Source organism: Pseudomonas putida (genome assembly GCF_028682175.1).
In the GTDB taxonomy this organism is placed as follows: Bacteria; Pseudomonadota; Gammaproteobacteria; order Pseudomonadales; family Pseudomonadaceae; genus Aquipseudomonas; species Aquipseudomonas putida_AD.
Genome location: NZ_JANHKS010000036.1, coordinates 23,676 through 47,069 on the forward strand (window position 1 = coordinate 23,676; position 23,394 = coordinate 47,069).

The following is a 23,394-nucleotide window of genomic DNA, read 5'->3' on the forward strand; positions in this document are numbered from 1 at the left end:
CCTGGCACGAAGATCGCGCCAGGGGCTTTTTTATGGGACCGGAATCAGAGCTGCGATTGGAGGTAGTTTTCCAGGCCGATGGATTTGATCAGGCCCATCTGCTTTTCAAGCCAGTAGGTGTGATCTTCTTCAGTGTCTGCCAGTTGCAGGCGCAGGATGTCACGGCTGATGTAGTCCTTGTGCTGCTCACAGAGGGCGATGCCTTTGCACAGTGCGGCACGGACCTTGTATTCCAGGCGAAGGTCACTGGCGAGCATCTCAGGGACTGTGGTGCCTACATCCAGGTCATCCGGGCGCATGCGCGGCGTACCTTCGAGCATCAGAATCCGGCGCATCAACGCATCAGCGTGACCTGCCTCTTCTTCCATCTCGTGGTTGATACGCTCGTAGAGCTTGCTGAAACCCCAATCCTCATACATCCGCGAGTGGATGAAATATTGGTCGCGCGCAGCCAGTTCGCCGGTCAGCAGCGTGTTGAGGTAATCGATGACGTCCGGGTGGCCTTGCATCGCCGTGAATCTCCTTCTTGAAAGACGATAGTTTGAACCAACATCTGCTCAAGGTCATCTTTTCAAAGGCAGAAAAACGAAGAAAAGCAGTGATTTTCTGACATTTGGTGTCGAAAACACGAGTAAATGAGGAGAGTTCTGTTTATCACTAGCGATCAGCGCAATAATCGCTCATTTCAACTGATAACGCGTTGTATTCCCATAAATCGCGGGCAACAAAAAACCGGGCGCTAGGCCCGGTTCTTTGTAACGACTTGACGTCTTATTCAGCGGCTTCTACAGAGCCACCGACAGGACGGTCAACCAGTTCGACGTACGCCATAGGAGCGTTGTCGCCAGCGCGGAAACCGCACTTCAGGATGCGCAGGTAGCCACCCTCACGGGTTGCATAACGCTTGCCCAGGTCGTTGAACAGCTTACCAACCATTTCTTTCGAACGAGTACGGTCGAAAGCAAGACGGCGGTTTGCAACGCTGTCTACCTTGGCCAGGGTGATCAGCGGCTCGGCAACGCGGCGCAGTTCCTTGGCTTTTGGCAGGGTAGTTTTGATCAGCTCGTGCTCGAACAGCGACACCGCCATGTTCTGGAACATGGCCTTGCGGTGAGAGCTGGTACGGCTCAGGTGACGTCCACTTTTACGATGACGCATGGTTCATTCCTTACCAAACACAACGTTCGGTGATTACGACGATCAGGCAGTCGCCTTGTCGTCCTTCTTAAGACTTGCAGGCGGCCAGTTGTCGAGGCGCATGCCGAGGGAGAGACCACGAGAAGCCAGAACATCCTTGATTTCGGTCAAGGATTTCTTGCCCAGGTTCGGAGTCTTCAACAGTTCTACTTCGGTGCGCTGAATCAGATCGCCGATGTAGTAAATGTTCTCCGCCTTAAGGCAGTTGGCCGAACGTACGGTCAGTTCCAAATCGTCAACCGGACGAAGCAGGATCGGATCAATCTCGTCTTCCTGTTCGACTACGACCGGCTCACTGTCACCTTTGAGGTCGACGAACGCAGCCAACTGCTGTTGCAGGATGGTTGCAGCGCGACGGATAGCCTCTTCAGGATCCAGAGTACCGTTGGTTTCCAGATCGATAACCAGTTTGTCCAGGTTGGTACGCTGTTCGACACGGGCGTTTTCCACCACGTATGCGATACGGCGAACCGGGCTGAACGAAGAGTCGAGCTGCAAGCGACCGATGCTGCGGCTTTCGTCTTCATCGCTCTGACGCGAGTCTGCTGGTTCATAACCGCGACCACGAGCTACAACGAGCTTCATGTTCAGGGCGCCGTTAGACGCCAGGTTAGCGATTACGTGATCGGGGTTAACGATCTCGACATCATGATCCAGCTGAATATCGGCAGCGGTAACCACCCCCGAACCCTTCTTCGACAAGGTCAGCGTAACTTCGTCTCGACCGTGCAGCTTGATAGCCAGACCTTTCAGGTTCAACAGGATTTCAATGACGTCTTCCTGTACACCTTCGATTGCGCTGTACTCATGGAGTACACCGTCAATCTCGGCCTCGACTACTGCACAGCCGGGCATGGAGGACAACAGGATGCGGCGCAGCGCGTTGCCCAGGGTATGGCCGAAACCACGCTCGAGAGGCTCGAGAGTGATTTTGGCGCGGGTTGGACTGACAACCTGCACGTCGATGTGACGAGGTGTCAGAAACTCATTTACCGAAATCTGCATGGATGCACCTATTTTCTAGCCCTTACTTGGAGTAGAGCTCGACAATCAGGCTTTCGTTGATGTCGGCGGACAGATCACTGCGAGCTGGGACGCTTTTGAAAACGCCAGATTTCTTCTCAGTGTCTACTTCTACCCATTCTACGCGGCCACGTTGGGCACACAGATCGAGAGCCTGGACGATACGCAGTTGGTTTTTCGCTTTTTCGCGAATAGCAACGACGTCACCAGCACGAACCTGGAAGGACGGAACGTTAACGGTTTTGCCGTTTACGCTAACCGACTTGTGCGATACCAGCTGACGCGATTCGGCACGAGTCGAACCGAAGCCCATACGGTATACAACGTTGTCCAGACGGCATTCGAGCAGTTGCAGCAGGTTCTCACCAGTAGCGCCTTTCTTGCCGGCAGCTTGCTTGTAGTAACCGCTGAACTGACGCTCGAGAACGCCGTAGATACGACGGACTTTTTGCTTTTCACGCAGCTGGGTGCCGTAGTCGGACTGACGACCGCGGCGCTGGCCGTGGATGCCTGGGGCTGCTTCGATGTTGCACTTCGATTCGATAGCGCGCACGCCGCTCTTCAGGAAGAGATCGGTGCCTTCGCGACGAGCGAGTTTGCATTTTGGACCAATGTAACGAGCCATTCTTTACAATCTCCTGGATTACACGCGGCGCTTCTTCGGCGGACGGCACCCGTTGTGCGGGATTGGCGTCACGTCGGTGATGCTGGCGATCTTGTAGCCACAGCCGTTCAAAGCACGGACAGCGGATTCACGACCCGGACCTGGGCCCTTGACGTTTACGTCGAGGTTTTTCAGGCCGTATTCCAGCGCAGCTTGACCAGCACGCTCAGCAGCTACTTGAGCAGCGAACGGGGTGGACTTGCGGGAACCGCGGAAACCCGAGCCACCGGAGGTAGCCCAGGAAAGAGCGTTACCTTGACGGTCGGTAATGGTCACGATGGTGTTGTTAAAAGATGCATGGATGTGGGCGATGCCATCAACCACTGTCTTTTTAACTTTTTTACGAGGACGAGCAGCAGGTTTTGCCATGATTTAATTCCTGTCGATTCGCTGGGGCGATTACTTGCGGATCGGCTTACGCGGACCTTTACGGGTACGCGCGTTGGTCTTGGTACGCTGACCGCGCACTGGAAGACCGCGACGATGACGCAGACCGCGGTAGCAACCGAGGTCCATCAAGCGCTTGATTTTCATGTTGATTTCGCGACGCAGGTCACCTTCAGTGGTGAACTTCGCGACTTCGCCACGCAGCGATTCAATCTGCTCATCGCTCAGATCTTTGATCTTTGCCGCCGGGTTAACCCCGGTGGTAGCACAGATTTTCTGTGCAGTCGTGCGACCAACACCATAGATGTAGGTCAGCGAGATAACAGTATGCTTGTTATCTGGAATGTTAACGCCTGCAATACGGGCCATTCAGTGGGACTCCAATTGACAGCTACCTACGCCCCGGAAGCCAAGAAATAGGGCGCGAGATAATATCGCTGTAATAACAAATAATCAACCCAGCAGCGCACTAGCTGCTGGGCTTTAGCACAGATCACACTCAGCCTTGGCGCTGCTTGTGACGTGGTTCCGCGCTGCAAATTACTCGAACAACACCTTCGCGGCGAATAATCTTGCAGTTACGGCACAGCTTTTTCACCGATGCACGAACTTTCATCACCAACTCCTCGAACCTTATGGGTGCTTCAGCGCAGCATGCCGCTGCCGTAGCCCTTCAGGTTGGCTTTCTTCATCAGGGATTCATACTGGTGCGAAACGAGGTGAGATTGCACTTGGGACATGAAGTCCATCACAACCACGACCACGATCAGCAACGAGGTCCCGCCAAGGTAGAACGGCACGTTTGCAGCCACCACCAGGAACTGGGGCAGCAGGCACACGGCCATCATATAAAGAGCACCGAACATGGTCAGACGAGTCAAAACGCCATCAATATAGCGTGCAGACTGCTCACCAGGACGGATACCCGGAATAAAGGCACCGGACTTCTTCAGGTTTTCCGCTACGTCTTTCGGATTGAACATCAACGCCGTATAGAAGAAGCAGAAGAAAATAATCCCTGCACTAAACAGCAGAATATTCAACGGCTGACCAGGAGCGATCGACTGCGAGATGTCCTGCAGCCAGCCCATACCTTCAGACTGACCGAACCAGGCACCCAACGAAGCCGGGAACAGCAAGATGCTGCTCGCAAAAATGGCCGGAATAACACCAGCCATGTTCACTTTCAGCGGCAGGTGGCTGGTCTGCGCAGCGAAGACCTTGCGGCCTTGCTGACGCTTGGCGTAGTGAACGGCGATACGACGCTGACCACGCTCAATGAACACCACGAAACCGATGATCGCTACTGCCAGCAAACCGATGGCGACCAGAGCGAAGATGTTGATATCGCCCTGACGTGCAGACTCGAAAGACTGTCCGATCGCTCTCGGAAGACCGGCGACGATACCCGAAAAAATCAACATCGAGATACCGTTACCTACACCGCGCTCTGTGATCTGCTCGCCCAGCCACATCATGAACAGCGCACCAGCCACGAAGGTGGTGACCGCCACGAAGTGGAAGCCGATATCTGCAGAGAAAGCAACGCCCTGACCGGCCAGGCCAATGGACATGCCAATAGCTTGAACCAGAGCCAGGACGACGGTGCCATAGCGGGTGTATTGGCTGATCTTGCGACGACCAGCCTCACCTTCCTTCTTCAACTGCTCCAGCTGTGGGCTGACAGCGGTCATGAGCTGCATGATGATCGATGCCGAGATGTACGGCATGATCCCCAGTGCAAAAATGCTCATGCGCTCCAGCGCACCACCGGAAAACATGTTGAACAAGCTAAGAATGGTCCCCTCATTCTGTCGAAACAGGTCCGCCAGCCGATCGGGGTTGATACCTGGAACTGGGATATGCGCGCCGATCCGGTAGACGATAATCGCCAGGAACAGAAAACGCAGACGAGCCCAGAGCTCGGACAACCCGCCACTTTTGCTGAGCGCTGAGAGAGCACCTTGCTTAGCCATTTATTCCTCGAACTTGCCGCCAGCTGCTTCGATAGCCGCACGCGCACCTTTGGTGGCTGCGATACCTTTAAGGGTGACTGCGCGAGTAACCTCACCGGACAGCATGATTTTCACGCGCTGTACGTTTTGGTTGATCACGTTGGCATCCTTCAGGGACTGCACAGTTACGACGCCTTCAACTTTAGCCAGCTCGGAGGTGCGAACTTCTGCACGATCCATAGCCTTCAAAGAGACGAAGCCGAACTTTGGCAGACGACGATGCAACGGCTGTTGGCCGCCTTCGAAGCCCGGAGCGATGGTGCCACCGGAGCGGGAGGTCTGACCTTTGTGGCCGCGGCCACCGGTCTTGCCCAAACCACTACCGATACCACGACCCGGACGATGCTTCTCGCGACGGGAACCCGGCGCTGGACTCAGATCATTGAGTTTCATCGATTAACCCTCGACGCGCAGCATGTAGTAAGCCTTGTTGATCATCCCACGGTTTTCCGGGGTGTCAGCGACTTCTACAGTGTGACCGATGCGACGCAGACCCAGACCCTTAACGCACAGTTTGTGGTTAGGGATACGGCCGGTCATGCTTTTGATCAAAGTGACTTTAACGGTTGCCATGATCAGATGATCTCCTGAACGTTCAGGCCGCGCTTGGCAGCGATGGACTCAGGCGATTGCATCGACTTCAGACCCTTGAACGTTGCGTGAACAACGTTGACCGGGTTGGTCGAACCGTAGCACTTGGCCAGGACGTTCTGAACGCCGGCTACTTCCAGGACAGCACGCATTGCGCCGCCGGCGATGATGCCGGTACCTTCGGAAGCAGGCTGCATGTAAACCTTCGAAGCGCCGTGGGCGGACTTCATGGCGTACTGCAGGGTGGTGCCGTTCAGATCAACCTGGATCATGTTGCGGCGAGCAGCTTCCATCGCCTTCTGGATCGCAGCAGGCACTTCACGCGACTTGCCACGGCCAAAGCCAACACGCCCTTTACCATCACCAACCACGGTCAACGCGGTGAAAGTGAAGATACGGCCGCCTTTTACGGTTTTTGCTACGCGATTAACCTGGACCAGCTTCTCGATGTAGCCTTCGTCGCGTTTTTGGTCGTTATTTGCCATAACTTAGAACTCCAGCCCGCCTTCACGAGCAGCATCAGCCAGCGCCTTGACGCGACCGTGGTACTTGAAGCCGGAACGATCAAAAGCCACTTGAGATACACCGGCGGCTTTCGCACGCTCAGCGATCAGCTGGCCAACTTTAGTGGCCGCGTCGATGTTGCCGGTGGCACCATCACGCAGTTCCTTGTCCAAAGTCGAGGCGTTTGCCAAGACTTTGCTGCCGTCGGCCGAAATGACCTGGGCGTAGATGTGCTGCGAAGAGCGGTACACGCAGAGACGCACGACTTCGAGTTCGTGCATTTTCAGGCGTGCTTTGCGAGCGCGACGCAGTCGGGTAACTTTTTTGACGGTCATTTGCTATGCCCTACTTCTTCTTGGCTTCTTTACGACGGACAACTTCGTCCGCGTAACGCACGCCTTTGCCTTTGTACGGCTCTGGACGACGGAAGTCGCGGATTTCCGCGGCCACTTGACCAACCAGCTGCTTGTCGATGCCCTTGATCAGGATATCGGTCTGGTTTGGAGTCTCAGCGGTGACGCCTTCCGGCAGTTCGTAATCCACTGGGTGCGAGAAGCCGAGTGCCAGGTTCAGAATCTGACCCTTTGCCTGCGCCTTGTAACCAACACCGACCAGCTGGAGCTTGCGCTCGAAGCCTTGGCTTACGCCCTGGACCATGTTATTGACCAAAGCACGAGTGGTACCGGCCATTGCACGAGTCTGCTGGTCGCCATTGCGGGCGGCGAAACGCAGCTCGCCAGCTTCCTGGACTACTTCAACGGACGAGTGAACGTTCAGGTCCAGAGTACCCTTGGTACCCTTTACCGAAAGTTGCTGACCGGCGATCTTGACTTCAACGCCTGCGGGCAACTTAACGGGGTTCTTAGCTACGCGTGACATGCTTATCCCCCCTTAGAACACTGTGCAAAGCACTTCGCCGCCGACACCGGCAGCGCGCGCAGCACGATCCGTCATCACACCTTTGTTGGTGGAGACGATAGACACACCGAGACCGCCACGAACTTTTGGCAGATCATCGACGGACTTGTACTGGCGCAGGCCTGGACGGCTGACGCGCTTCACTTCTTCGATAACCGGACGGCCTTCGAAGTACTTCAGCTCGATAGAGAGCAACGGTTTGGTTTCGCTGCTGATCTGGTAACCCGCGATGTAACCTTCGTCCTTCAGGACTTTGGCTACAGCCACCTTCAAAGTGGAGGATGGCATGCTTACGACGGGCTTTTCGGCCATCTGGGCATTACGGATACGAGTTAGCATGTCCGCTAACGGGTCCTGCATACTCATGGGCTAGACGCTCCTGATACAAATAAAATGAGCCTTTCGGCTACAACGTTCGCCTGGAAATTCCGGCCACGTGAAAACACGGGCTCTGGCGAGCCGGCAATTCTAGACGTACGCCACAAACGAATCAAGCCCCAAAAGGGGCTTGATTCAGATTCAGGCGTTACGCCGGTCGGGTTCCGGAGATCCCGAACGGCGTTGCGCGAGAAGTGCGGCTTACCAGCTGGCTTTAACCAGACCTGGTACGTCACCACGCATGGCGGCTTCACGCAGCTTGTTACGGCCCAGGCCGAACTTGCGGTAAACACCGTGCGGACGACCAGTCAGGCGGCAACGGTTACGCATGCGCGAGGCGCTTGCGTCACGTGGTTGCTTCTGCAGGGCAACTGTCGCTTCCCAACGTGCTTCTGGACTTGCGTTCAGGTCGACGATGATTGCTTTCAGTGCTGCACGCTTGGTGGCGTACTTGGCAACGGTGAGCTGACGCTTCAGCTCACGGTTTTTCATGCTCTTCTTGGCCATGGTCCTACTCCAATCAGTTGCGGAACGGGAACTTGAAAGCACGCAGCAGTGCGCGACCTTCTTCGTCCGTACGAGCAGTGGTGGTCAGGGTAATGTCCAGACCGCGCAGGGCATCGATCTTGTCGTAGTCGATCTCCGGGAAGATGATCTGCTCTTTCACGCCCATGCTGTAGTTGCCACGACCATCGAAGGACTTGGCATTCAGGCCGCGGAAGTCGCGAACCCGAGGCAGGGAGATCGACAGCAGACGATCCAGGAACTCGTACATACGCTCACGGCGCAGGGTCACTTTGACGCCGATCGGCCAACCTTCGCGGACTTTGAAGCCTGCGATGGATTTGCGAGCGTAGGTCACAACGACTTTCTGGCCGGTGATCTTTTCCAGGTCAGCAACAGCGTGCTCGATGACTTTCTTGTCGCCGATCGCTTCGCCCAGACCCATGTTCAGGGTGATCTTGGTAACGCGTGGAACTTCCATCACGTTCTCAAGCTTAAGTTCTTCCTTAAGCTTGGGTGCGATTTCTTTCCAGTAAATCTCTTTCAGTCGTGCCATGGTCTCATCTACCTAGCAGTGTTCAAGCATCAACCGCTTTTTGGGTCGACTTGAAGACACGAATTTTTTTGCCGTCTTCAACTTTGAAACCAACGCGGTCAGCCTTGTTGGTTGCGCCGTTGAAAATGGCGACGTTAGAAGCGTGCAGTGGCGCTTCTTTCTCGACGATACCGCCCTGTACGCCCGACATCGGGTTAGGCTTGGTATGACGCTTCACCAGGTTGATCCCACCAACGACCAGACGGTCGTCAGCGAGAACCTTGAGCACCTTACCGCGCTTGCCTTTGTCTTTGCCGGCGATCACGATGATCTCGTCGTCACGACGAATCTTTTGCATGTCGGATCTCCTTACAGCACTTCTGGGGCGAGCGAGACGATCTTCATGAACTTCTCAGTACGAAGTTCACGGGTCACTGGCCCAAAGATACGGGTGCCGATCGGCTCTTGCTTGTTGTTCAACAGAACAGCAGCGTTGCCATCGAAGCGGATGATGGAGCCGTCTGCACGACGAACACCGTGGCGAGTGCGGACTACAACAGCAGTCATCACCTGGCCTTTCTTCACCTTACCGCGCGGAATTGCTTCCTTGACGGTCACTTTGATGATGTCACCGATACCAGCGTAACGACGATGGGAGCCACCCAGCACCTTGATGCACATAACGCGGCGAGCGCCGCTGTTATCGGCCACATCGAGCATGGATTGAGTCTGAATCATATAATTTCTCCGACCCTTAGCCCTTAGACTTCCACAGCGCGTTCGAGAACATCAACCAGGGCCCAAGACTTGGTCTTGGCCATCGGACGAGTTTCACGGATAGTGACCTTGTCGCCGATGTGGCACTGATTGGTTTCGTCGTGCGCGTGCAGCTTAGTCGAACGCTTAACGTATTTACCGTAGATAGGGTGCTTGACGCGACGCTCGATCAGTACGGTGATGGTCTTGTCCATCTTGTCGCTGACGACACGGCCAGTCAGCGTACGGACGGTTTTTTCGGCTTCAGCCATGATTACTTACCTGCCTGCTGGTTGAGCACAGTCTTCACGCGAGCGATGTCACGCTTAACTTGCGAGAGCAGGTGAGACTGCCCCAACTGGCCAGTTGCTTTCTGCATACGCAGATTGAACTGGTCGCGCAGCAAGCCGAGCAGTTGCTCGTTCAGTTGCTGTGCTGATTTTTCACGAAGTTCATTCGCTTTCATCACATCACCGTCCGCTTAACAAAGGAGGTGGCGAGTGGCAGCTTCGCAGCAGCCAGGGCAAATGCCTCACGCGCCAACTCTTCGGAAACACCCTCGATCTCGTACAGGACTTTGCCTGGCTGGATCTGGGCAACCCAGTACTCCACGTTACCCTTACCTTTACCCATCCGAACCTCGAGAGGTTTTTTGGAGATCGGCTTGTCCGGGAAAACACGGATCCAGATCTTGCCGCCACGCTTAACGTGACGGGTCAGAGCACGACGTGCAGACTCGATCTGACGGGCGGTGAGACGACCACGAGCAACAGACTTCAGCGCGAACTCGCCGAAGCTGACTTTGCTACCGCGCAGTGCCAGACCACGGTTGTGGCCGGTCATCTGCTTGCGGAACTTCGTACGCTTTGGTTGCAACATTTGGCGTACCCCTTACTTGGCAGCTTTTTTACGAGGCGCTGGTGCTTGAGGTTTCAGTTCTTCCTGGCGACCACCAATTACTTCGCCTTTGAAGATCCAAACCTTGACACCGATCACACCGTAAGTGGTGTGAGCTTCGTAGGTGGCATAGTCGATATCGGCACGCAGGGTGTGCAGTGGCACACGACCTTCGCGATACCATTCAGTACGTGCGATTTCAGCACCGCCGAGACGACCGCTCACTTGGATTTTGATGCCTTTGGCACCAATGCGCATGGCGTTCTGTACGGCGCGCTTCATGGCGCGACGGAACATCACACGACGCTCCAGCTGCTGAGCTACGCTCTGAGCAACCAGCATACCGTCAAGTTCCGGCTTGCGGATCTCTTCGATATTGATGTGCACAGGCACACCCATTTGCTTGGTCAGGTCCTGACGCAGTTTTTCAACATCTTCACCTTTCTTCCCGATAACGATACCTGGACGAGCGGTGTGGATGGTGATGCGTGCAGTTTGAGCCGGACGATGGATATCGATACGGCTAACGGACGCGCTTTTTAGTTTGTCTTGGAGATACTCACGCACATTCAGATCTGCGAGCAAATAGTCCGCATAAGTCCGACCGTCTGCGTACCAGACGGAGGTGTGCTCCTTGACGATTCCCAGGCGAATGCCAATGGGATGTACTTTCTGACCCATCTCTTCGACTCCGTTACTTGTCAGCAACCTTGACAGTGATATGGCAAGACCGCTTGACGATGCGATCAGCACGGCCTTTGGCACGTGGCATGATGCGCTTCAGCGAACGCCCTTCGTTGACGAAAACGGTGGAGACCTTCAGGTCATCAACGTCTGCGCCTTCGTTATGCTCGGCGTTGGCTACGGCCGACTCCAGCACTTTTTTCATGATCTCGGCGGCTTTCTTACTGCTGAAAGCCAACAGGTTGAGCGCTTCGCCCACCTTCTTCCCGCGGATCTGGTCGGCGACCAAGCGGGCTTTCTGGGCGGAGATTCGAGCGCCCGACAACTTAGCGGCTACTTCCATCGTTCCTTACCCCTTAACGCTTGGCTTTCTTGTCAGCCACGTGCCCGCGATAGGTGCGGGTACCGGCGAACTCGCCCAGTTTGTGGCCGACCATGTCTTCGTTCACGAGAACTGGAACATGTTGACGACCGTTATGCACAGCAATGGTCAGACCGACCATTTGTGGCAGGATCATCGAACGACGCGACCAGGTCTTAACTGGTTTGCGATCGTTCTTTTCCGCCGCCACTTCGATCTTCTTCAGTAGGTGAAGATCAATAAAAGGACCTTTTTTCAGAGAACGTGGCACTGTCGTATCCCTCTATTTACTTGCGACGACGGACGATCATTTTGTCGGTACGCTTATTACCACGAGTCTTCGCGCCCTTAGTCGGGAAGCCCCACGGCGATACCGGATGACGACCACCGGAGGTACGACCTTCACCACCACCATGTGGGTGGTCAACCGGGTTCATGGCAACACCACGAACGGTTGGGCGAACGCCACGCCAGCGTTTGGCACCAGCTTTACCCAGCGAACGCAGGCTGTGCTCGGAGTTCGAAACCTCACCCAGAGTTGCACGGCATTCGGACAGGACTTTACGCATTTCACCGGAGCGAAGACGCAGAGTCACGTAGACACCTTCACGAGCGACCAGCTGAGCCGAAGCACCAGCGGAACGAGCGATCTGAGCACCTTTGCCTGGCTTGAGCTCGATACCGTGAACGGTAGAACCGACCGGGATGTTGCGCAGCTGCAGAGCGTTGCCTGGCTTGATTGGAGCCAGTGCGCCTGCGATCAGCTGATCGCCAGCACTCACGCCTTTAGGGGCGATGATGTAGCGGCGCTCGCCGTCTGCGTACAGCAGCAGTGCGATGTGAGCAGTACGGTTTGGATCGTATTCGATACGCTCGACGGTGGCAGCGATGCCATCCTTGTCGTTGCGACGGAAGTCGACCAGACGGTAATGCTGCTTATGACCACCACCTACGTGACGAGTAGTGATGCGGCCATTGTTGTTACGACCACCAGACTTCGATTTTTTCTCGAGCAGCGGTGCGTGAGGAGCGCCTTTATGCAGCTCCTGGTTGACCACCTTGACCACAAAACGGCGGCCAGCGGAAGTCGGTTTGCATTTAACGATTGCCATGATGCGCCCCTTCCTTACTCAGCACTGCTGCTGAAATCGAGATCTTGGCCTGGCTGAAGGGAGATAACTGCCTTCTTCCAGTCATTACGCTTGCCCAGACCGCGAGCAGTGCGTTTGGTCTTACCCAGAACATTCAGGGTAGTCACGCGCTCTACTTTCACGCTGAACAGGCTTTCGACGGCCTTCTTGATTTCCAGCTTGGTTGCGTCAGTCGCAACCTTGAAAACGAACTGACCTTTCTTGTCTGCCAGAACCGTAGCCTTCTCGGAAACGTGCGGGCCAAGCAGAACTTTAAATACGCGTTCCTGGTTCATCCCAGCAGCTCCTCGAATTTCTTCACGGCCGACACAGTGATCAACACTTTGTCGTATGCGATCAGACTAACTGGATCGGAACCTTGCACGTCACGGACATCAACGTGTGGCAGGTTGCGAGCAGCCAGGTACAGATTCTGGTCAACAGCGTCCGACACGATCAGAACATCGGTCAGGCTCATGCTGTTCAGCTTGCCCAGCAGGTCTTTGGTTTTCGGCGATTCAACGGCGAAATCCTGAACCACGACCAGACGATCAGTACGAACCAGCTCAGCGAGGATGGAGCGCAGAGCTGCGCGGTACATCTTCTTGTTGAGCTTCTGAGAGTGGTCCTGAGGACGTGCTGCGAAAGTGGTACCACCGCCACGCCAGATTGGGCTACGGATAGTACCGGCACGAGCACGGCCAGTACCCTTCTGACGCCATGGGCGCTTGCCGCCACCGGAAACGTCGGAACGGGTCTTTTGCTGCTTGCTACCTTGACGGCCGCCAGCCATGTAGGCCACGACTGCTTGGTGAACCAGCGTCTCGTTGAACTCGCCGCCAAATGTCAGTTCGGAAACTTCGATCGCTTGAGCGTCATTTACGTTTAATTGCATGTCAGCTTCCCCTTAACCGCGAGCCTTGGCTGCTGGACGTACAACCAGATTGCCGCCAGTAGCGCCAGGAACAGCGCCCTTGACCAACAACAGATTGCGTTCAGCGTCCACGCGCACTACTTCCAGGGACTGCACGGTCACGCGCTCAGCGCCCATATGACCGGACATTTTTTTGCCCTTGAATACACGACCAGGAGTCTGGCACTGGCCGATAGAGCCCGGGACGCGGTGGGAAACGGAGTTACCGTGGGTGTTGTCCTGACCGCGGAAGTTCCAGCGCTTGATGGTACCGGCAAAGCCTTTACCTTTCGACTGACCGGTAACATCTACCAGTTGGCCAGCAGCGAAGATTTCTGCGTTGATCAGGTCACCGGCCTTGTATTCGCCTTCTTCAAGACGGAATTCCAGGACAGTGCGACCAGCGGCAACGTTAGCCTTGGCGAAGTGACCCGCCTGGGCTGCAGTGACACGCGAAGCACGACGCTCACCGACAGTGACTTGCACTGCACGATAGCCATCGCTTTCTTCGGTTTTGAACTGGGTGACGCGATTCGGCTCGATCTCAATGACCGTGACCGGAATGGAGACACCTTCTTCGGTGAAAATACGGGTCATGCCCGCTTTTCGACCGACTACACCAATAGTCATGTTGTAAACCTCATGAGTGTACGGGGCTTTCACCCGCTATGGCCGCCCATTTCAGAGCGTTACACGACTAAGACCCGAGTCTTAGCCGAGGCTGATCTGCACTTCCACACCTGCCGCAAGATCAAGCTTCATAAGAGCGTCAACGGTTTTATCCGTTGGCTGGACGATGTCCAGAACGCGCTTGTGAGTACGGATCTCGTACTGGTCACGCGCGTCTTTGTTGACGTGCGGGGAGACCAGAACGGTGAACCGCTCTTTGCGAGTAGGCAGTGGAATTGGACCACGCACTTGAGCACCAGTACGTTTCGCGGTTTCCACGATTTCCTGGGTGGATTGGTCGATCAGGCGATGGTCAAAAGCCTTCAACCTGATACGGATTTGCTGATTTTGCATTGGATTTCAGACTCCGGCTGCTATTCCCACCGGGCGCAATGCGCCCGTTAAAAGGAGGCGCAATTCTATAGACGACGAATCAGGGTGTCAACCCAATAAAAAAGCCCCCGCAGGGCGGGGGCTTTTTTGGCAAATCAACGCTTAGGCGATGATTTTGGCTACGACACCAGCGCCGACGGTACGACCGCCTTCACGGATGGCGAAACGCAGGCCGTCTTCCATTGCGATTGGCTTGATCAGAGTGACGGAAACTTTAACGTTGTCACCTGGCATAACCATTTCGGTGCCTTCCGGCAGTTCGCAGCTACCAGTTACGTCGGTAGTACGGAAGTAGAACTGTGGACGGTAGCCTTTGAAGAACGGAGTGTGACGACCGCCTTCTTCCTTGCTCAGAACGTAGATTTCAGCTTCGAACTGAGTGTGAGGCTTGACGCTGCCTGGCTTGACCAGAACCTGACCACGCTCAACGTCGTCACGCTTGGTGCCGCGCAGCAGAACGCCGCAGTTCTCGCCAGCACGACCTTCGTCCAGCAGCTTGCGGAACATCTCAACGCCGGTGCAAGTAGTCTTGGTGGTGTCACGCAGACCCACGATCTCGACTTCTTCCTGGATGCGAACGATGCCACGCTCAACACGACCAGTTACAACAGTACCGCGACCCGAGATCGAGAATACGTCTTCGATTGGCATCAGGAACGGCTTGTCGATAGCACGAACTGGTTCTGGGATGTAGCTGTCCAGGGTTTCAACCAGTTTCTTGACGGCAGTGGTGCCCATCTCGTTATCGTCGAGACCGTCCAGAGCCATACGAGCCGAACCGATGATGATCGGAGTGTCGTCGCCTGGGAAGTCGTAGGTAGTCAGCAGGTCGCGGACTTCCATTTCAACCAGTTCCAGCAGCTCAGCGTCGTCTACCAGGTCAGCCTTGTTCAGGAAGACCACGATGTACGGAACGCCAACCTGACGGGACAGCAGGATGTGCTCACGAGTTTGTGGCATCGGACCATCGGCAGCCGAGCAAACCAGGATCGCGCCGTCCATCTGGGCAGCACCGGTGATCATGTTTTTGACGTAGTCGGCGTGACCTGGGCAGTCAACGTGCGCGTAGTGACGGACGTTGGAGTCGTACTCTACGTGTGCAGTGTTGATGGTGATACCACGAGCTTTCTCTTCTGGAGCGCTGTCGATCTTGTCGAAGTCAACGCGAGCCGAACCGAAAACTTCGGAGCAAACACGGGTCAGAGCAGCGGTCAGAGTGGTTTTACCGTGGTCAACGTGACCGATGGTGCCAACGTTGACGTGCGGTTTGTTACGTTCAAATTTTTCTTTAGCCACGACAGTGAACTCCTAGCCTAAAGGGGCTGAATCAGCCTTGTTTTTTAACGATAGCTTCGACGACGTTCGACGGAGCTTCGGAGTATTTGGAGAATTCCATAGAGTAGCTCGCGCGACCCTGAGACATGGAGCGAACGTCGGTCGCATAACCGAACATCTCACCCAACGGAACCTCGGCACGGATAACCTTGCCGGAAACCGAATCTTCCATACCCTGGATCAGACCACGACGACGGTTCAGGTCACCCATCACGTCACCCATGTAGTCCTCAGGTGTTACAACTTCTACCTTCATGATCGGCTCAAGCACCACACCGCCACCTTTGGAGGCAAGTTGCTTGGTCGCCATGGAGGCAGCCACCTTGAACGCCATCTCGTTGGAGTCGACGTCGTGGTAAGAACCGTCAAAGACGGTAGCCTTCAGGCCGATGAGCGGATAGCCGGCAACAACACCGTTCTTCATCTGCTCTTCAATGCCTTTCTGGATGGCAGGAATGTATTCCTTAGGAACAACACCACCAACCACTTCGTTTACGAATTGCAGACCTTCCTGACCTTCGTCAGCAGGTGCAAAACGGATCCAGCAGTGACCAAACTGGCCACGACCGCCGGACTGACGAACGAACTTGCCTTCGATCTCGCAGTTCTTAGTGATCTTCTCACGGTAAGAAACCTGCGGTTTACCGATGTTGGCTTCGACGTTGAACTCACGGCGCATCCGGTCTACCAGGATGTCCAGGTGCAACTCACCCATACCCGAGATGATCGTTTGACCAGTCTCTTCGTCGGTTTTGACGCGGAAAGAAGGGTCTTCCTGAGCCAGCTTGCTCAGAGCGATACCCATTTTTTCCTGGTCGTCTTTGGTCTTCGGCTCAACAGCAACCGAGATCACCGGCTCAGGGAAGTCCATACGCTCAAGGATAATTGGCTTATCCAGTGCGCACAGGGTTTCACCAGTGGTCACATCTTTCATGCCGATCAGGGCAGCGATGTCACCAGCCAGTACTTCCTTGATTTCTTCACGGGTGTTGGCATGCATCTGAACCATACGGCCCACACGCTCTTTCTTGCCTTTCACCGAGTTCAGAACCGAGTCACCGGAGTTCAGAGCACCCGAGTAGACGCGCACGAAGGTGATCGAACCCACGAACGGGTCGGTCGCAATCTTGAACGCCAGAGCCGAGAACGGCTCGTTGTCGTCTGCGTGACGCTCGTCGTGACGAACGGCCGGATCGTCCTTGTCCAGTTCCTTGTCGTCCGGGTTGATACCCTTGATCGCAGGAATCTCGACAGGCGCTGGCAGGTAGTCGACGACGGCGTCGAGAACCAGCGGAACACCTTTGTTCTTGAACGAAGAACCGCAAACAGCCAGAACGATTTCGCCGGCGATAGTACGTTGGCGCAGAGCAGCCTTGATCTCTTCGATCGACAGCTCTTCACCTTCCAGGTACTTGTTCATCAGGTCTTCGTTGGCTTCGGCAGCTGCCTCAACCATGTTGCTGCGCCACTCTTCGGCCAGCTCTTGCAACTCGGCAGGGATAGCTTCACGACGAGGGGTCATACCCTTGTCGGCATCATCCCAGTAAACCGCTTCCATGGTCATCAGGTCGATCTGGCCCTGGAAGTTGTCTTCCGAACCGATTGCCAGCTGAATCGGCACCGGGGTGTGACCCAGGCGCTTCTTGATCTGGTCGACGACGCGCAGGAAGTTTGCACCGGCACGGTCCATCTTGTTTACGTAAACAAGACGTGGAACGCCGTACTTGTTGGCTTGACGCCATACGGTTTCCGACTGCGGCTCAACACCCGAAGTACCACAGAACACAACGACGGCGCCGTCGAGTACGCGCAGCGAGCGCTCTACTTCGATGGTGAAGTCAACGTGGCCCGGGGTATCGATGATGTTGAAGCGATAGCGGTCTTTGTGCTGCTTGACAGAACCCTGCCAGAAAGCAGTGGTCGCAGCAGAAGTAATGGTAATACCACGCTCCTGCTCCTGCACCATCCAGTCCATGGTCGCGGCGCCATCATGCACCTCGCCCATTTTGTGGTTTACGCCGGTGTAAAAAAGGACGCGCTCGGTGGTGGTGGTTTTACCAGCATCCACGTGAGCAACGATACCAATGTTACGGTAGCGGTTAATCGGAGTAGTACGAGCCATAAAGCCCTCGCAAAATTAGTGACGCTGGAATTAGAAGCGGTAGTGCGAGAAAGCCTTGTTGGCTTCAGCCATACGGTGCACGTCTTCACGCTTCTTGACCGCAGCACCTTTACCTTCAGCAGCATCCAGCAGTTCGCCAGCCAAGCGCAGAGCCATGGATTTCTCACCGCGCTTGCGCGCGAAGTCTACCAGCCAACGCATTGCCAGAGCATTACGACGGGATGGACGAACTTCGACCGGAACCTGGTAAGTAGCACCGCCTACACGGCGCGACTTCACTTCGACCAGCGGAGCGATGGCGTCGAGTGCTTTTTCGAAGAGTTCCAGGGGATCGGTACCAGCCTTACGAGCCTTGACTGTGTCCAGGGCACCGTAAACGATACGTTCGGCAACGGCTTTCTTGCCGCTTTCCATCACGTGGTTCATGAACTTGGCGAGAATCTGGGATCCGTACTTCGGATCGTCAAGAATCTCACGTTTTGCTGCTACGCGACGTCTTGGCATGATAAGCCCTCAAACGGTCTTCAGGTTCGCTCGGGACATAACGCTGAAAAGCGCGGTGCCCGACCTTACTCTTATCGACACAATAAATTTTAGAAACAACTGCAAACGGCGCGAATTACTTCGGACGCTTGGTACCGTATTTCGAACGACCCTGGTTACGACCTTTGACGCCGGAAGTATCCAACGAACCGCGAACGGTGTGGTAACGAACACCTGGCAAGTCTTTTACACGGCCGCCACGAATCAGGACGACGCTGTGCTCTTGCAGGTTGTGGCCTTCACCGCCGATGTACGAGGAAACCTCGAAACCGTTGGTCAGACGCACACGGCATACTTTACGCAGTGCCGAGTTAGGTTTTTTCGGCGTGGTGGTGTACACACGGGTGCACACGCCACGACGTTGCGGGCAGTTCTGCAGCGCAGGTACGTCGGATTTCTCGACGATACGCTTACGCGGCTGACGTACCAGCTGGTTGATAGTTGCCATCTACTAGCTCCACTGTTGTCTTGCGACGCTATTGTCTTGCAAGAAAAGCAAAATGGCAGGACGCGAGTCCCGCCAGATTTTGGGGTACAAGAGTCTAAAGAGGATCCTGTCCCCAGTCAAGACAGCGCCCCGAGTCGCATACCCTCCTCCCCTGGTCCGGGACCAGGAGAGGTTGAGCATGAGATCCGGGGCACTGGTCTCAATTACTGCTTGAGTTCAACGCTTCAGTCAGGGCCGCTTCGACTTCGCTCGCGCTCACACGCAGAGGTTTGTCGGCATCACGGCGACGCTTGCGCTCGCTGTGATAGGCAAGACCGGTACCGGCCGGGATCAGACGACCCACGACCACGTTTTCTTTCAGGCCGCGCAGGTAGTCGCGCTTGCCGGTTACCGCCGCCTCGGTCAGTACGCGAGTGGTCTCCTGGAAGGAGGCCGCCGAGATGAACGATTCGGTCGACAACGACGCCTTGGTGATACCGAGCAGCACACGAGTGAATTTCGAAACGAATTTCTCATCCTGTGCCAGACGCTCGTTCTCGACCAGTACGTGAGTGAGTTCCATCTGGTCGCCCTTGATGAAGCTCGAATCACCGGACTCGGAGATCTCGACTTTACGCAGCATCTGACGAAGGATCGTTTCGATGTGCTTGTCGTTGATCTTCACGCCCTGCAGGCGGTAAACGTCCTGAATCTCGTTGACGATGTATTTCGCCAGCGCGCTGACACCCAGCAGACGCAGGATGTCGTGCGGATCGCTCGGACCGTCGGAGATAACCTCACCACGGTTCACTTGCTCACCTTCGAAGACGTTCAGGTGACGCCATTTCGGGATCAGCTCTTCGTACGGATCGCTGCCATCGTTCGGTGTAATCACCAGGCGACGCTTGCCTTTGGTCTCTTTACCGAAGGCGATCGTACCGCTGACTTCCGCCAGGATCGACGCTTCCTTCGGACGACGCGCTTCGAACAGGTCGGCAACGCGTGGCAGACCACCGGTGATGTCACGGGTCTTGGAAGTCTCTTGCGGGATACGGGCAAGAACATCACCCACGCCCACCTGAGCACCGTCCGCGATACCAACCAGGGCGTTCGCCGGCAGGAAGTACTGGGCCGGTACGTCAGTACCTGGCAGCAGCAGATCCTTGCCATCGATGCCGACCATCTTGACCGCAGGACGAATGTCCTTGCCGGCTGCAGGACGGTCTTTGGCGTCCAGTACTTCGATGTTGGTCAGACCGGTCAGTTCGTCGGTCTGGCGCTTGATCGTAATACCTTCTTCCATGCCCACGTAGGTCACGGTACCTTTCATTTCGGTAACGATCGGGTGAGTGTGCGGGTCCCACTTGGCCACGATGGAGCCAGCGTCGACCTTGTCACCTTCCTTGACCGAAATCACTGCACCGTAAGGCAGTTTGTAACGCTCACGCTCACGACCGAATTCGTCGGCAATCGCCAGCTCACCGGAACGCGAGACCGCGACCAGGTTGCCGTCGGCACGCTCGACGTGCTTCAGGTTGTGCAGGCGAACGATACCGCCGTTCTTGACCTGAACGCTGTCCGCTGCCGAAGTACGGCTTGCCGCACCACCGATGTGGAACGTACGCATGGTCAGCTGGGTACCCGGCTCACCGATCGACTGTGCAGCGATAACGCCGACAGCTTCACCGATGTTCACCTGGTGACCACGGGCCAGATCGCGACCGTAGCACTTGGCGCAGATGCCGTAGCGGGTTTCGCAGCTGATCGGCGAACGCACGATCACTTCGTCGATGCTGTTCAGCTCGATGAACTCGACCCACTTCTCGTCTACCAGCGTACCGGCAGGAACGATGACGTCTTCGGTGCCCGGCTTGAACACGTCACGGGCGATAACACGGCCCAGTACGCGCTCACCCAGAGGCTCGACAACGTCGCCGCCTTCGATGTGCGGAGTCATCAGCAGGCCCTGTTCGGTCCCGCAGTCGATCTCGGTCACGACCAGATCCTGCGCAACGTCTACCAGACGACGAGTCAGGTAACCGGAGTTCGCAGTTTTCAATGCGGTATCCGCAAGACCCTTACGAGCACCGTGAGTCGAGATGAAGTACTGGAGTACGCTCAGACCTTCACGGAAGTTCGCAGTGATCGGCGTCTCGATGATCGAGCCGTCCGGCTTGGCCATCAGACCACGCATACCGGCCAGCTGACGAATCTGTGCTGCGGAACCCCGCGCACCCGAGTCGGCCATCATGTACATCGAGTTGAACGATTCCTGGTCCACGGTCTCGCCGTGACGGTCGACAACCTTCTCTTTCGAGAGGTTGGACATCATCGCCTTGGAGACTTCGTCGTTCGCCTTGGACCAGAGGTCGATCACCTTGTTGTACTTCTCGCCCTGGGTTACCAGGCCGGATGCATACTGGCTTTCAATCTCTTTCACTTCGTCGGTTGCGGCATCGATGATGCGAGCTTTTTCATCAGGGATAACGAAGTCGTTAACGCCGATGGAAACACCCGAGATCGTCGAGTAGGCAAAACCGGTGTACATCAGTTGGTCAGCGAAGATCACGGTCTCTTTCAGACCAACCACGCGGTAGCACTGGTTGATCAGCTTGGAGATCGCCTTCTTCTTCATCGGCTGGTTGACCACGTCGTAAGACAGGCCGGCCGGGACCACCTGGAACAGCAGCGCACGGCCGACAGTGGTGTCGACGATACGGGTGTTCTTGACGCTGCCGCCATCACGGTCGTTCACGGTTTCGTTGATACGAACCTTGATCTTGGCGTGCAGTGCAGCTTCGCCGGCGCGGAATACGCGGTCGACTTCCTGCAGGTCCGCGAACACGCGACCTTCGCCCTTGGCGTTAATCGCTTCACGGGTCATGTAGTACAGACCCAGTACAACGTCCTGCGACGGAACGATGATTGGCTCACCGTTGGCTGGCGACAGGATGTTGTTGGTCGACATCATCAGCGCACGGGCTTCGAGCTGGGCTTCCAGGGTCAGCGGTACGTGGACCGCCATCTGGTCGCCGTCGAAGTCGGCGTTGTACGCAGCACAGACCAGAGGGTGCAGCTGGATAGCCTTGCCTTCGATCAGTACCGGTTCAAACGCCTGGATACCCAGACGGTGAAGGGTCGGTGCACGGTTGAGCAGCACTGGGTGTTCGCGAATCACTTCGGCGAGAACGTCCCAGACCTCTGGCAGCTCGCGCTCGACCATCTTCTTGGCAGCCTTGATGGTGGTCGCCAGACCACGCATTTCCAGCTTGCCGAAAATGAACGGCTTGAACAGCTCAAGAGCCATCTTCTTCGGCAGACCGCATTGGTGCAGACGCAGGGTCGGACCTACGGTAATTACCGAACGACCCGAGTAGTCAACGCGCTTACCGAGCAAGTTCTGACGGAAACGACCCTGCTTACCCTTGATCATGTCGGCCAGGGATTTCAGAGGACGCTTGTTGGAACCGGTGATGGCGCGACCGCGGCGACCGTTGTCGAGCAGCGCATCCACAGCTTCCTGCAGCATGCGTTTTTCGTTGCGCACGATGATGTCCGGAGCGGACAGGTCAAGCAGGCGCTTCAAACGGTTGTTACGGTTGATCACTCGACGATACAGATCGTTGAGGTCGGAAGTCGCGAAGCGACCGCCATCCAGCGGAACCAGTGGACGCAGGTCTGGCGGCAGAACCGGCAGAACGGTCAACACCATCCACTCAGGCAGGTTGCCGGAACCCTGGAAGGCTTCCATCAACTTCAGGCGCTTGGACAGCTTCTTGATCTTGGTTTCGGAGTTGGTTTGCGGAATCTCTTCGCGCAGACGGCCAATCTCGTGCTCCAGATCGATAGCGTGCAGCAGCTCGCGGACAGCCTCGGCACCCATGCGGGCGTCGAAGTCGTCACCGAACTCTTCGAGGGCTTCGAAGTACTGCTCGTCGTTCAGCAGCTGACCTTTCTCAAGGGTGGTCATGCCTGGATCGATAACGACATAGCTCTCGAAGTAGAGAACGCGCTCGATATCACGCAGGGTCATGTCCATCAGCAGGCCGATACGGGACGGCAGCGATTTCAGGAACCAGATGTGGGCAACCGGCGAAGCCAGTTCGATGTGAGCCATGCGCTCACGACGGACCTTGGCCAGTGCAACTTCAACGCCGCACTTCTCGCAGATCACGCCACGATGCTTCAAGCGCTTGTACTTACCGCACAGGCACTCGTAATCCTTGACCGGGCCAAAGATCTTGGCGCAGAACAAGCCGTCACGCTCAGGCTTGAACGTACGGTAGTTGATGGTTTCCGGCTTTTTAACTTCACCGAACGACCACGAACGGATCATCTCAGGCGAGGCCAATCCGATACGGATGGCGTCGAACTCTTCGACTTGACCCTGGTTTTTCAGCAAATTCAGTAGGTCTTTCAAGGCCTTTCCTCCTGGCGGAGCAGAGAGT

34 protein-coding genes are annotated in these 23,394 nt (G+C 55.8%); all 34 read right to left on the minus strand.

Features of this window, described 5'->3' with window-relative positions; translation table 11 throughout:
* Positions 1-44: 44 nt before the first annotated feature.
* The 34 genes from bfr to rpoC all read right to left on the minus strand — a co-directional run bounded on the left by bfr (position 45) and on the right by rpoC (position 23,366).
* Complete coding sequence (gene bfr, locus NPS29_RS21185; protein ID WP_274134915.1) at positions 45-509, minus strand: bacterioferritin; 465 nt, start codon at positions 507-509, stop codon at positions 45-47.
* Positions 510-771: 262 nt separating this feature from the next.
* A complete protein-coding gene (gene rplQ, locus NPS29_RS21190; protein WP_062384499.1) occupies positions 772-1,158 on the minus strand; it encodes a 50S ribosomal protein L17 in 387 nt (128 codons plus the stop codon).
* Positions 1,159-1,200: 42 nt separating this feature from the next.
* A complete protein-coding gene (locus tag NPS29_RS21195) occupies positions 1,201-2,202 on the minus strand; it encodes a DNA-directed RNA polymerase subunit alpha (protein WP_007970428.1) in 1,002 nt (333 codons plus the stop codon).
* 22 nt (positions 2,203-2,224) lie between these two features.
* Positions 2,225-2,845 carry a 30S ribosomal protein S4 gene (rpsD, locus tag NPS29_RS21200; RefSeq protein ID WP_274134916.1) on the minus strand — a complete coding sequence of 207 codons (621 nt, stop codon included), beginning with the start codon at positions 2,843-2,845 and terminating at the stop codon, positions 2,225-2,227.
* Between the two features lie 18 nt (positions 2,846-2,863).
* A complete protein-coding gene (rpsK, locus tag NPS29_RS21205; RefSeq protein WP_002555466.1) occupies positions 2,864-3,253 on the minus strand; it encodes a 30S ribosomal protein S11 in 390 nt (129 codons plus the stop codon).
* Positions 3,254-3,283: 30 nt separating this feature from the next.
* Positions 3,284-3,640: a 30S ribosomal protein S13 gene (gene rpsM / locus NPS29_RS21210; protein WP_274134917.1), complete on the minus strand. Its 357-nt coding sequence runs from the start codon at positions 3,638-3,640 to the stop codon at positions 3,284-3,286.
* Between the two features lie 130 nt (positions 3,641-3,770).
* Positions 3,771-3,887 carry a 50S ribosomal protein L36 gene (rpmJ, locus tag NPS29_RS21215; RefSeq protein WP_002555468.1) on the minus strand — a complete coding sequence of 39 codons (117 nt, stop codon included), beginning with the start codon at positions 3,885-3,887 and terminating at the stop codon, positions 3,771-3,773.
* A 28-nt stretch (positions 3,888-3,915) separates the two neighbouring features.
* Complete coding sequence (gene secY, locus NPS29_RS21220) at positions 3,916-5,247, minus strand: preprotein translocase subunit SecY (RefSeq protein ID WP_062384496.1); 1,332 nt, start codon at positions 5,245-5,247, stop codon at positions 3,916-3,918.
* A complete protein-coding gene (rplO, locus tag NPS29_RS21225) occupies positions 5,248-5,679 on the minus strand; it encodes a 50S ribosomal protein L15 (RefSeq protein ID WP_037017733.1) in 432 nt (143 codons plus the stop codon).
* Between the two features lie 3 nt (positions 5,680-5,682).
* Positions 5,683-5,859, minus strand: a complete 177-nt coding sequence (gene rpmD, locus NPS29_RS21230; RefSeq protein ID WP_093468886.1) for a 50S ribosomal protein L30 — start codon at positions 5,857-5,859, stop codon at positions 5,683-5,685.
* A 2-nt stretch (positions 5,860-5,861) separates the two neighbouring features.
* Positions 5,862-6,362 (minus strand): 30S ribosomal protein S5, encoded by a 501-nt coding sequence (rpsE, locus tag NPS29_RS21235; RefSeq protein ID WP_274134920.1) that lies wholly within the window; start codon positions 6,360-6,362, stop codon positions 5,862-5,864.
* Positions 6,363-6,365: 3 nt separating this feature from the next.
* Complete coding sequence (rplR, locus tag NPS29_RS21240) at positions 6,366-6,716, minus strand: 50S ribosomal protein L18 (protein WP_037017727.1); 351 nt, start codon at positions 6,714-6,716, stop codon at positions 6,366-6,368.
* 10 nt (positions 6,717-6,726) lie between these two features.
* Positions 6,727-7,260 carry a 50S ribosomal protein L6 gene (gene rplF / locus NPS29_RS21245; RefSeq protein ID WP_274134922.1) on the minus strand — a complete coding sequence of 178 codons (534 nt, stop codon included), beginning with the start codon at positions 7,258-7,260 and terminating at the stop codon, positions 6,727-6,729.
* Positions 7,261-7,272: 12 nt separating this feature from the next.
* The gene (rpsH, locus tag NPS29_RS21250; RefSeq protein ID WP_020290698.1) at positions 7,273-7,665 is read right to left on the minus strand and encodes a 30S ribosomal protein S8; all 393 of its coding nucleotides are present in this window, start codon (positions 7,663-7,665) and stop codon (positions 7,273-7,275) included.
* Between the two features lie 213 nt (positions 7,666-7,878).
* Positions 7,879-8,184 (minus strand): 30S ribosomal protein S14, encoded by a 306-nt coding sequence (rpsN, locus tag NPS29_RS21255; protein WP_003228726.1) that lies wholly within the window; start codon positions 8,182-8,184, stop codon positions 7,879-7,881.
* Positions 8,185-8,197: 13 nt separating this feature from the next.
* Positions 8,198-8,737 carry a 50S ribosomal protein L5 gene (rplE, locus tag NPS29_RS21260; protein WP_093468877.1) on the minus strand — a complete coding sequence of 180 codons (540 nt, stop codon included), beginning with the start codon at positions 8,735-8,737 and terminating at the stop codon, positions 8,198-8,200.
* 22 nt (positions 8,738-8,759) lie between these two features.
* On the minus strand, positions 8,760-9,074 hold the full coding sequence (gene rplX, locus NPS29_RS21265; RefSeq protein WP_002555478.1) for a 50S ribosomal protein L24: 315 nt from the start codon (positions 9,072-9,074) through the stop codon (positions 8,760-8,762).
* An 11-nt stretch (positions 9,075-9,085) separates the two neighbouring features.
* The gene (rplN, locus tag NPS29_RS21270; protein ID WP_002555479.1) at positions 9,086-9,454 is read right to left on the minus strand and encodes a 50S ribosomal protein L14; all 369 of its coding nucleotides are present in this window, start codon (positions 9,452-9,454) and stop codon (positions 9,086-9,088) included.
* A 23-nt stretch (positions 9,455-9,477) separates the two neighbouring features.
* Positions 9,478-9,744 (minus strand): 30S ribosomal protein S17, encoded by a 267-nt coding sequence (rpsQ, locus tag NPS29_RS21275; RefSeq protein WP_003194644.1) that lies wholly within the window; start codon positions 9,742-9,744, stop codon positions 9,478-9,480.
* A 2-nt stretch (positions 9,745-9,746) separates the two neighbouring features.
* Positions 9,747-9,938 carry a 50S ribosomal protein L29 gene (gene rpmC, locus NPS29_RS21280; RefSeq protein ID WP_002555481.1) on the minus strand — a complete coding sequence of 64 codons (192 nt, stop codon included), beginning with the start codon at positions 9,936-9,938 and terminating at the stop codon, positions 9,747-9,749.
* Complete coding sequence (gene rplP / locus NPS29_RS21285; RefSeq protein WP_003228729.1) at positions 9,938-10,351, minus strand: 50S ribosomal protein L16; 414 nt, start codon at positions 10,349-10,351, stop codon at positions 9,938-9,940. Before rplP ends, rpmC begins: the two co-directional genes overlap by 1 nt.
* 12 nt (positions 10,352-10,363) lie before the next feature.
* The gene (rpsC, locus tag NPS29_RS21290; RefSeq protein WP_007924192.1) at positions 10,364-11,050 is read right to left on the minus strand and encodes a 30S ribosomal protein S3; all 687 of its coding nucleotides are present in this window, start codon (positions 11,048-11,050) and stop codon (positions 10,364-10,366) included.
* Between the two features lie 13 nt (positions 11,051-11,063).
* Positions 11,064-11,396, minus strand: coding sequence for a 50S ribosomal protein L22 (gene rplV, locus NPS29_RS21295; RefSeq protein WP_003103908.1), 333 nt, complete (start codon positions 11,394-11,396; stop codon positions 11,064-11,066).
* Between the two features lie 13 nt (positions 11,397-11,409).
* Positions 11,410-11,685 carry a 30S ribosomal protein S19 gene (rpsS, locus tag NPS29_RS21300; RefSeq protein ID WP_002555486.1) on the minus strand — a complete coding sequence of 92 codons (276 nt, stop codon included), beginning with the start codon at positions 11,683-11,685 and terminating at the stop codon, positions 11,410-11,412.
* A 16-nt stretch (positions 11,686-11,701) separates the two neighbouring features.
* Complete coding sequence (gene rplB, locus NPS29_RS21305; protein ID WP_274134925.1) at positions 11,702-12,526, minus strand: 50S ribosomal protein L2; 825 nt, start codon at positions 12,524-12,526, stop codon at positions 11,702-11,704.
* A 14-nt stretch (positions 12,527-12,540) separates the two neighbouring features.
* The gene (gene rplW, locus NPS29_RS21310) at positions 12,541-12,840 is read right to left on the minus strand and encodes a 50S ribosomal protein L23 (protein WP_008374165.1); all 300 of its coding nucleotides are present in this window, start codon (positions 12,838-12,840) and stop codon (positions 12,541-12,543) included.
* The gene (gene rplD, locus NPS29_RS21315; RefSeq protein WP_274134926.1) at positions 12,837-13,439 is read right to left on the minus strand and encodes a 50S ribosomal protein L4; all 603 of its coding nucleotides are present in this window, start codon (positions 13,437-13,439) and stop codon (positions 12,837-12,839) included. Before rplD ends, rplW begins: the two co-directional genes overlap by 4 nt.
* Positions 13,440-13,451: 12 nt before the next feature.
* A complete protein-coding gene (rplC, locus tag NPS29_RS21320) occupies positions 13,452-14,087 on the minus strand; it encodes a 50S ribosomal protein L3 (protein ID WP_274134927.1) in 636 nt (211 codons plus the stop codon).
* Between the two features lie 81 nt (positions 14,088-14,168).
* The gene (gene rpsJ, locus NPS29_RS21325; RefSeq protein WP_003186070.1) at positions 14,169-14,480 is read right to left on the minus strand and encodes a 30S ribosomal protein S10; all 312 of its coding nucleotides are present in this window, start codon (positions 14,478-14,480) and stop codon (positions 14,169-14,171) included.
* 141 nt (positions 14,481-14,621) lie between these two features.
* Complete coding sequence (tuf, locus tag NPS29_RS21330) at positions 14,622-15,815, minus strand: elongation factor Tu (protein WP_274134928.1); 1,194 nt, start codon at positions 15,813-15,815, stop codon at positions 14,622-14,624.
* Between the two features lie 31 nt (positions 15,816-15,846).
* Positions 15,847-17,976 (minus strand): elongation factor G, encoded by a 2,130-nt coding sequence (gene fusA, locus NPS29_RS21335; RefSeq protein ID WP_274134929.1) that lies wholly within the window; start codon positions 17,974-17,976, stop codon positions 15,847-15,849.
* Between the two features lie 30 nt (positions 17,977-18,006).
* On the minus strand, positions 18,007-18,480 hold the full coding sequence (rpsG, locus tag NPS29_RS21340) for a 30S ribosomal protein S7 (protein ID WP_007970418.1): 474 nt from the start codon (positions 18,478-18,480) through the stop codon (positions 18,007-18,009).
* Between the two features lie 115 nt (positions 18,481-18,595).
* Positions 18,596-18,967: a 30S ribosomal protein S12 gene (rpsL, locus tag NPS29_RS21345; RefSeq protein WP_003186084.1), complete on the minus strand. Its 372-nt coding sequence runs from the start codon at positions 18,965-18,967 to the stop codon at positions 18,596-18,598.
* A 199-nt stretch (positions 18,968-19,166) separates the two neighbouring features.
* Positions 19,167-23,366: a DNA-directed RNA polymerase subunit beta' gene (gene rpoC, locus NPS29_RS21350; RefSeq protein ID WP_274134930.1), complete on the minus strand. Its 4,200-nt coding sequence runs from the start codon at positions 23,364-23,366 to the stop codon at positions 19,167-19,169.
* Between the last annotated feature and the right edge of the window lie 28 nt (positions 23,367-23,394).

Coding starts and splice junctions, on each gene's coding strand:
- bfr (WP_274134915.1), bottom strand. CDS start 509: ATGCAAGGCCACCCGGACGTCATCGATTACCTCAACACGCTGCTGACC.
- rplQ (WP_062384499.1), bottom strand. CDS start 1,158: ATGCGTCATCGTAAAAGTGGACGTCACCTGAGCCGTACCAGCTCTCAC.
- NPS29_RS21195 (WP_007970428.1), bottom strand. CDS start 2,202: ATGCAGATTTCGGTAAATGAGTTTCTGACACCTCGTCACATCGACGTG.
- rpsD (WP_274134916.1), bottom strand. CDS start 2,845: ATGGCTCGTTACATTGGTCCAAAATGCAAACTCGCTCGTCGCGAAGGC.
- rpsK (WP_002555466.1), bottom strand. CDS start 3,253: ATGGCAAAACCTGCTGCTCGTCCTCGTAAAAAAGTTAAAAAGACAGTG.
- rpsM (WP_274134917.1), bottom strand. CDS start 3,640: ATGGCCCGTATTGCAGGCGTTAACATTCCAGATAACAAGCATACTGTT.
- rpmJ (WP_002555468.1), bottom strand. CDS start 3,887: ATGAAAGTTCGTGCATCGGTGAAAAAGCTGTGCCGTAACTGCAAGATT.
- secY (WP_062384496.1), bottom strand. CDS start 5,247: ATGGCTAAGCAAGGTGCTCTCTCAGCGCTCAGCAAAAGTGGCGGGTTG.
- rplO (WP_037017733.1), bottom strand. CDS start 5,679: ATGAAACTCAATGATCTGAGTCCAGCGCCGGGTTCCCGTCGCGAGAAG.
- rpmD (WP_093468886.1), bottom strand. CDS start 5,859: ATGGCAACCGTTAAAGTCACTTTGATCAAAAGCATGACCGGCCGTATC.
- rpsE (WP_274134920.1), bottom strand. CDS start 6,362: ATGGCAAATAACGACCAAAAACGCGACGAAGGCTACATCGAGAAGCTG.
- rplR (WP_037017727.1), bottom strand. CDS start 6,716: ATGACCGTCAAAAAAGTTACCCGACTGCGTCGCGCTCGCAAAGCACGC.
- rplF (WP_274134922.1), bottom strand. CDS start 7,260: ATGTCACGCGTAGCTAAGAACCCCGTTAAGTTGCCCGCAGGCGTTGAA.
- rpsH (WP_020290698.1), bottom strand. CDS start 7,665: ATGAGTATGCAGGACCCGTTAGCGGACATGCTAACTCGTATCCGTAAT.
- rpsN (WP_003228726.1), bottom strand. CDS start 8,184: ATGGCCAAGAAGAGCATGAAAAACCGTGAGCTGAAGCGTCAGCTCACC.
- rplE (WP_093468877.1), bottom strand. CDS start 8,737: ATGGCACGACTGAAAGAGATTTACTGGAAAGAAATCGCACCCAAGCTT.
- rplX (WP_002555478.1), bottom strand. CDS start 9,074: ATGCAAAAGATTCGTCGTGACGACGAGATCATCGTGATCGCCGGCAAA.
- rplN (WP_002555479.1), bottom strand. CDS start 9,454: ATGATTCAGACTCAATCCATGCTCGATGTGGCCGATAACAGCGGCGCT.
- rpsQ (WP_003194644.1), bottom strand. CDS start 9,744: ATGGCTGAAGCCGAAAAAACCGTCCGTACGCTGACTGGCCGTGTCGTC.
- rpmC (WP_002555481.1), bottom strand. CDS start 9,938: ATGAAAGCGAATGAACTTCGTGAAAAATCAGCACAGCAACTGAACGAG.
- rplP (WP_003228729.1), bottom strand. CDS start 10,351: ATGTTGCAACCAAAGCGTACGAAGTTCCGCAAGCAGATGACCGGCCAC.
- rpsC (WP_007924192.1), bottom strand. CDS start 11,050: ATGGGTCAGAAAGTACATCCCATTGGCATTCGCCTGGGAATCGTCAAG.
- rplV (WP_003103908.1), bottom strand. CDS start 11,396: ATGGAAGTAGCCGCTAAGTTGTCGGGCGCTCGAATCTCCGCCCAGAAA.
- rplB (WP_274134925.1), bottom strand. CDS start 12,526: ATGGCAATCGTTAAATGCAAACCGACTTCCGCTGGCCGCCGTTTTGTG.
- rplW (WP_008374165.1), bottom strand. CDS start 12,840: ATGAACCAGGAACGCGTATTTAAAGTTCTGCTTGGCCCGCACGTTTCC.
- rplD (WP_274134926.1), bottom strand. CDS start 13,439: ATGCAATTAAACGTAAATGACGCTCAAGCGATCGAAGTTTCCGAACTG.
- rplC (WP_274134927.1), bottom strand. CDS start 14,087: ATGACTATTGGTGTAGTCGGTCGAAAAGCGGGCATGACCCGTATTTTC.
- rpsJ (WP_003186070.1), bottom strand. CDS start 14,480: ATGCAAAATCAGCAAATCCGTATCAGGTTGAAGGCTTTTGACCATCGC.
- fusA (WP_274134929.1), bottom strand. CDS start 17,976: ATGGCTCGTACTACTCCGATTAACCGCTACCGTAACATTGGTATCGTT.
- rpsG (WP_007970418.1), bottom strand. CDS start 18,480: ATGCCAAGACGTCGCGTAGCAGCAAAACGTGAGATTCTTGACGATCCG.
- rpsL (WP_003186084.1), bottom strand. CDS start 18,967: ATGGCAACTATCAACCAGCTGGTACGTCAGCCGCGTAAGCGTATCGTC.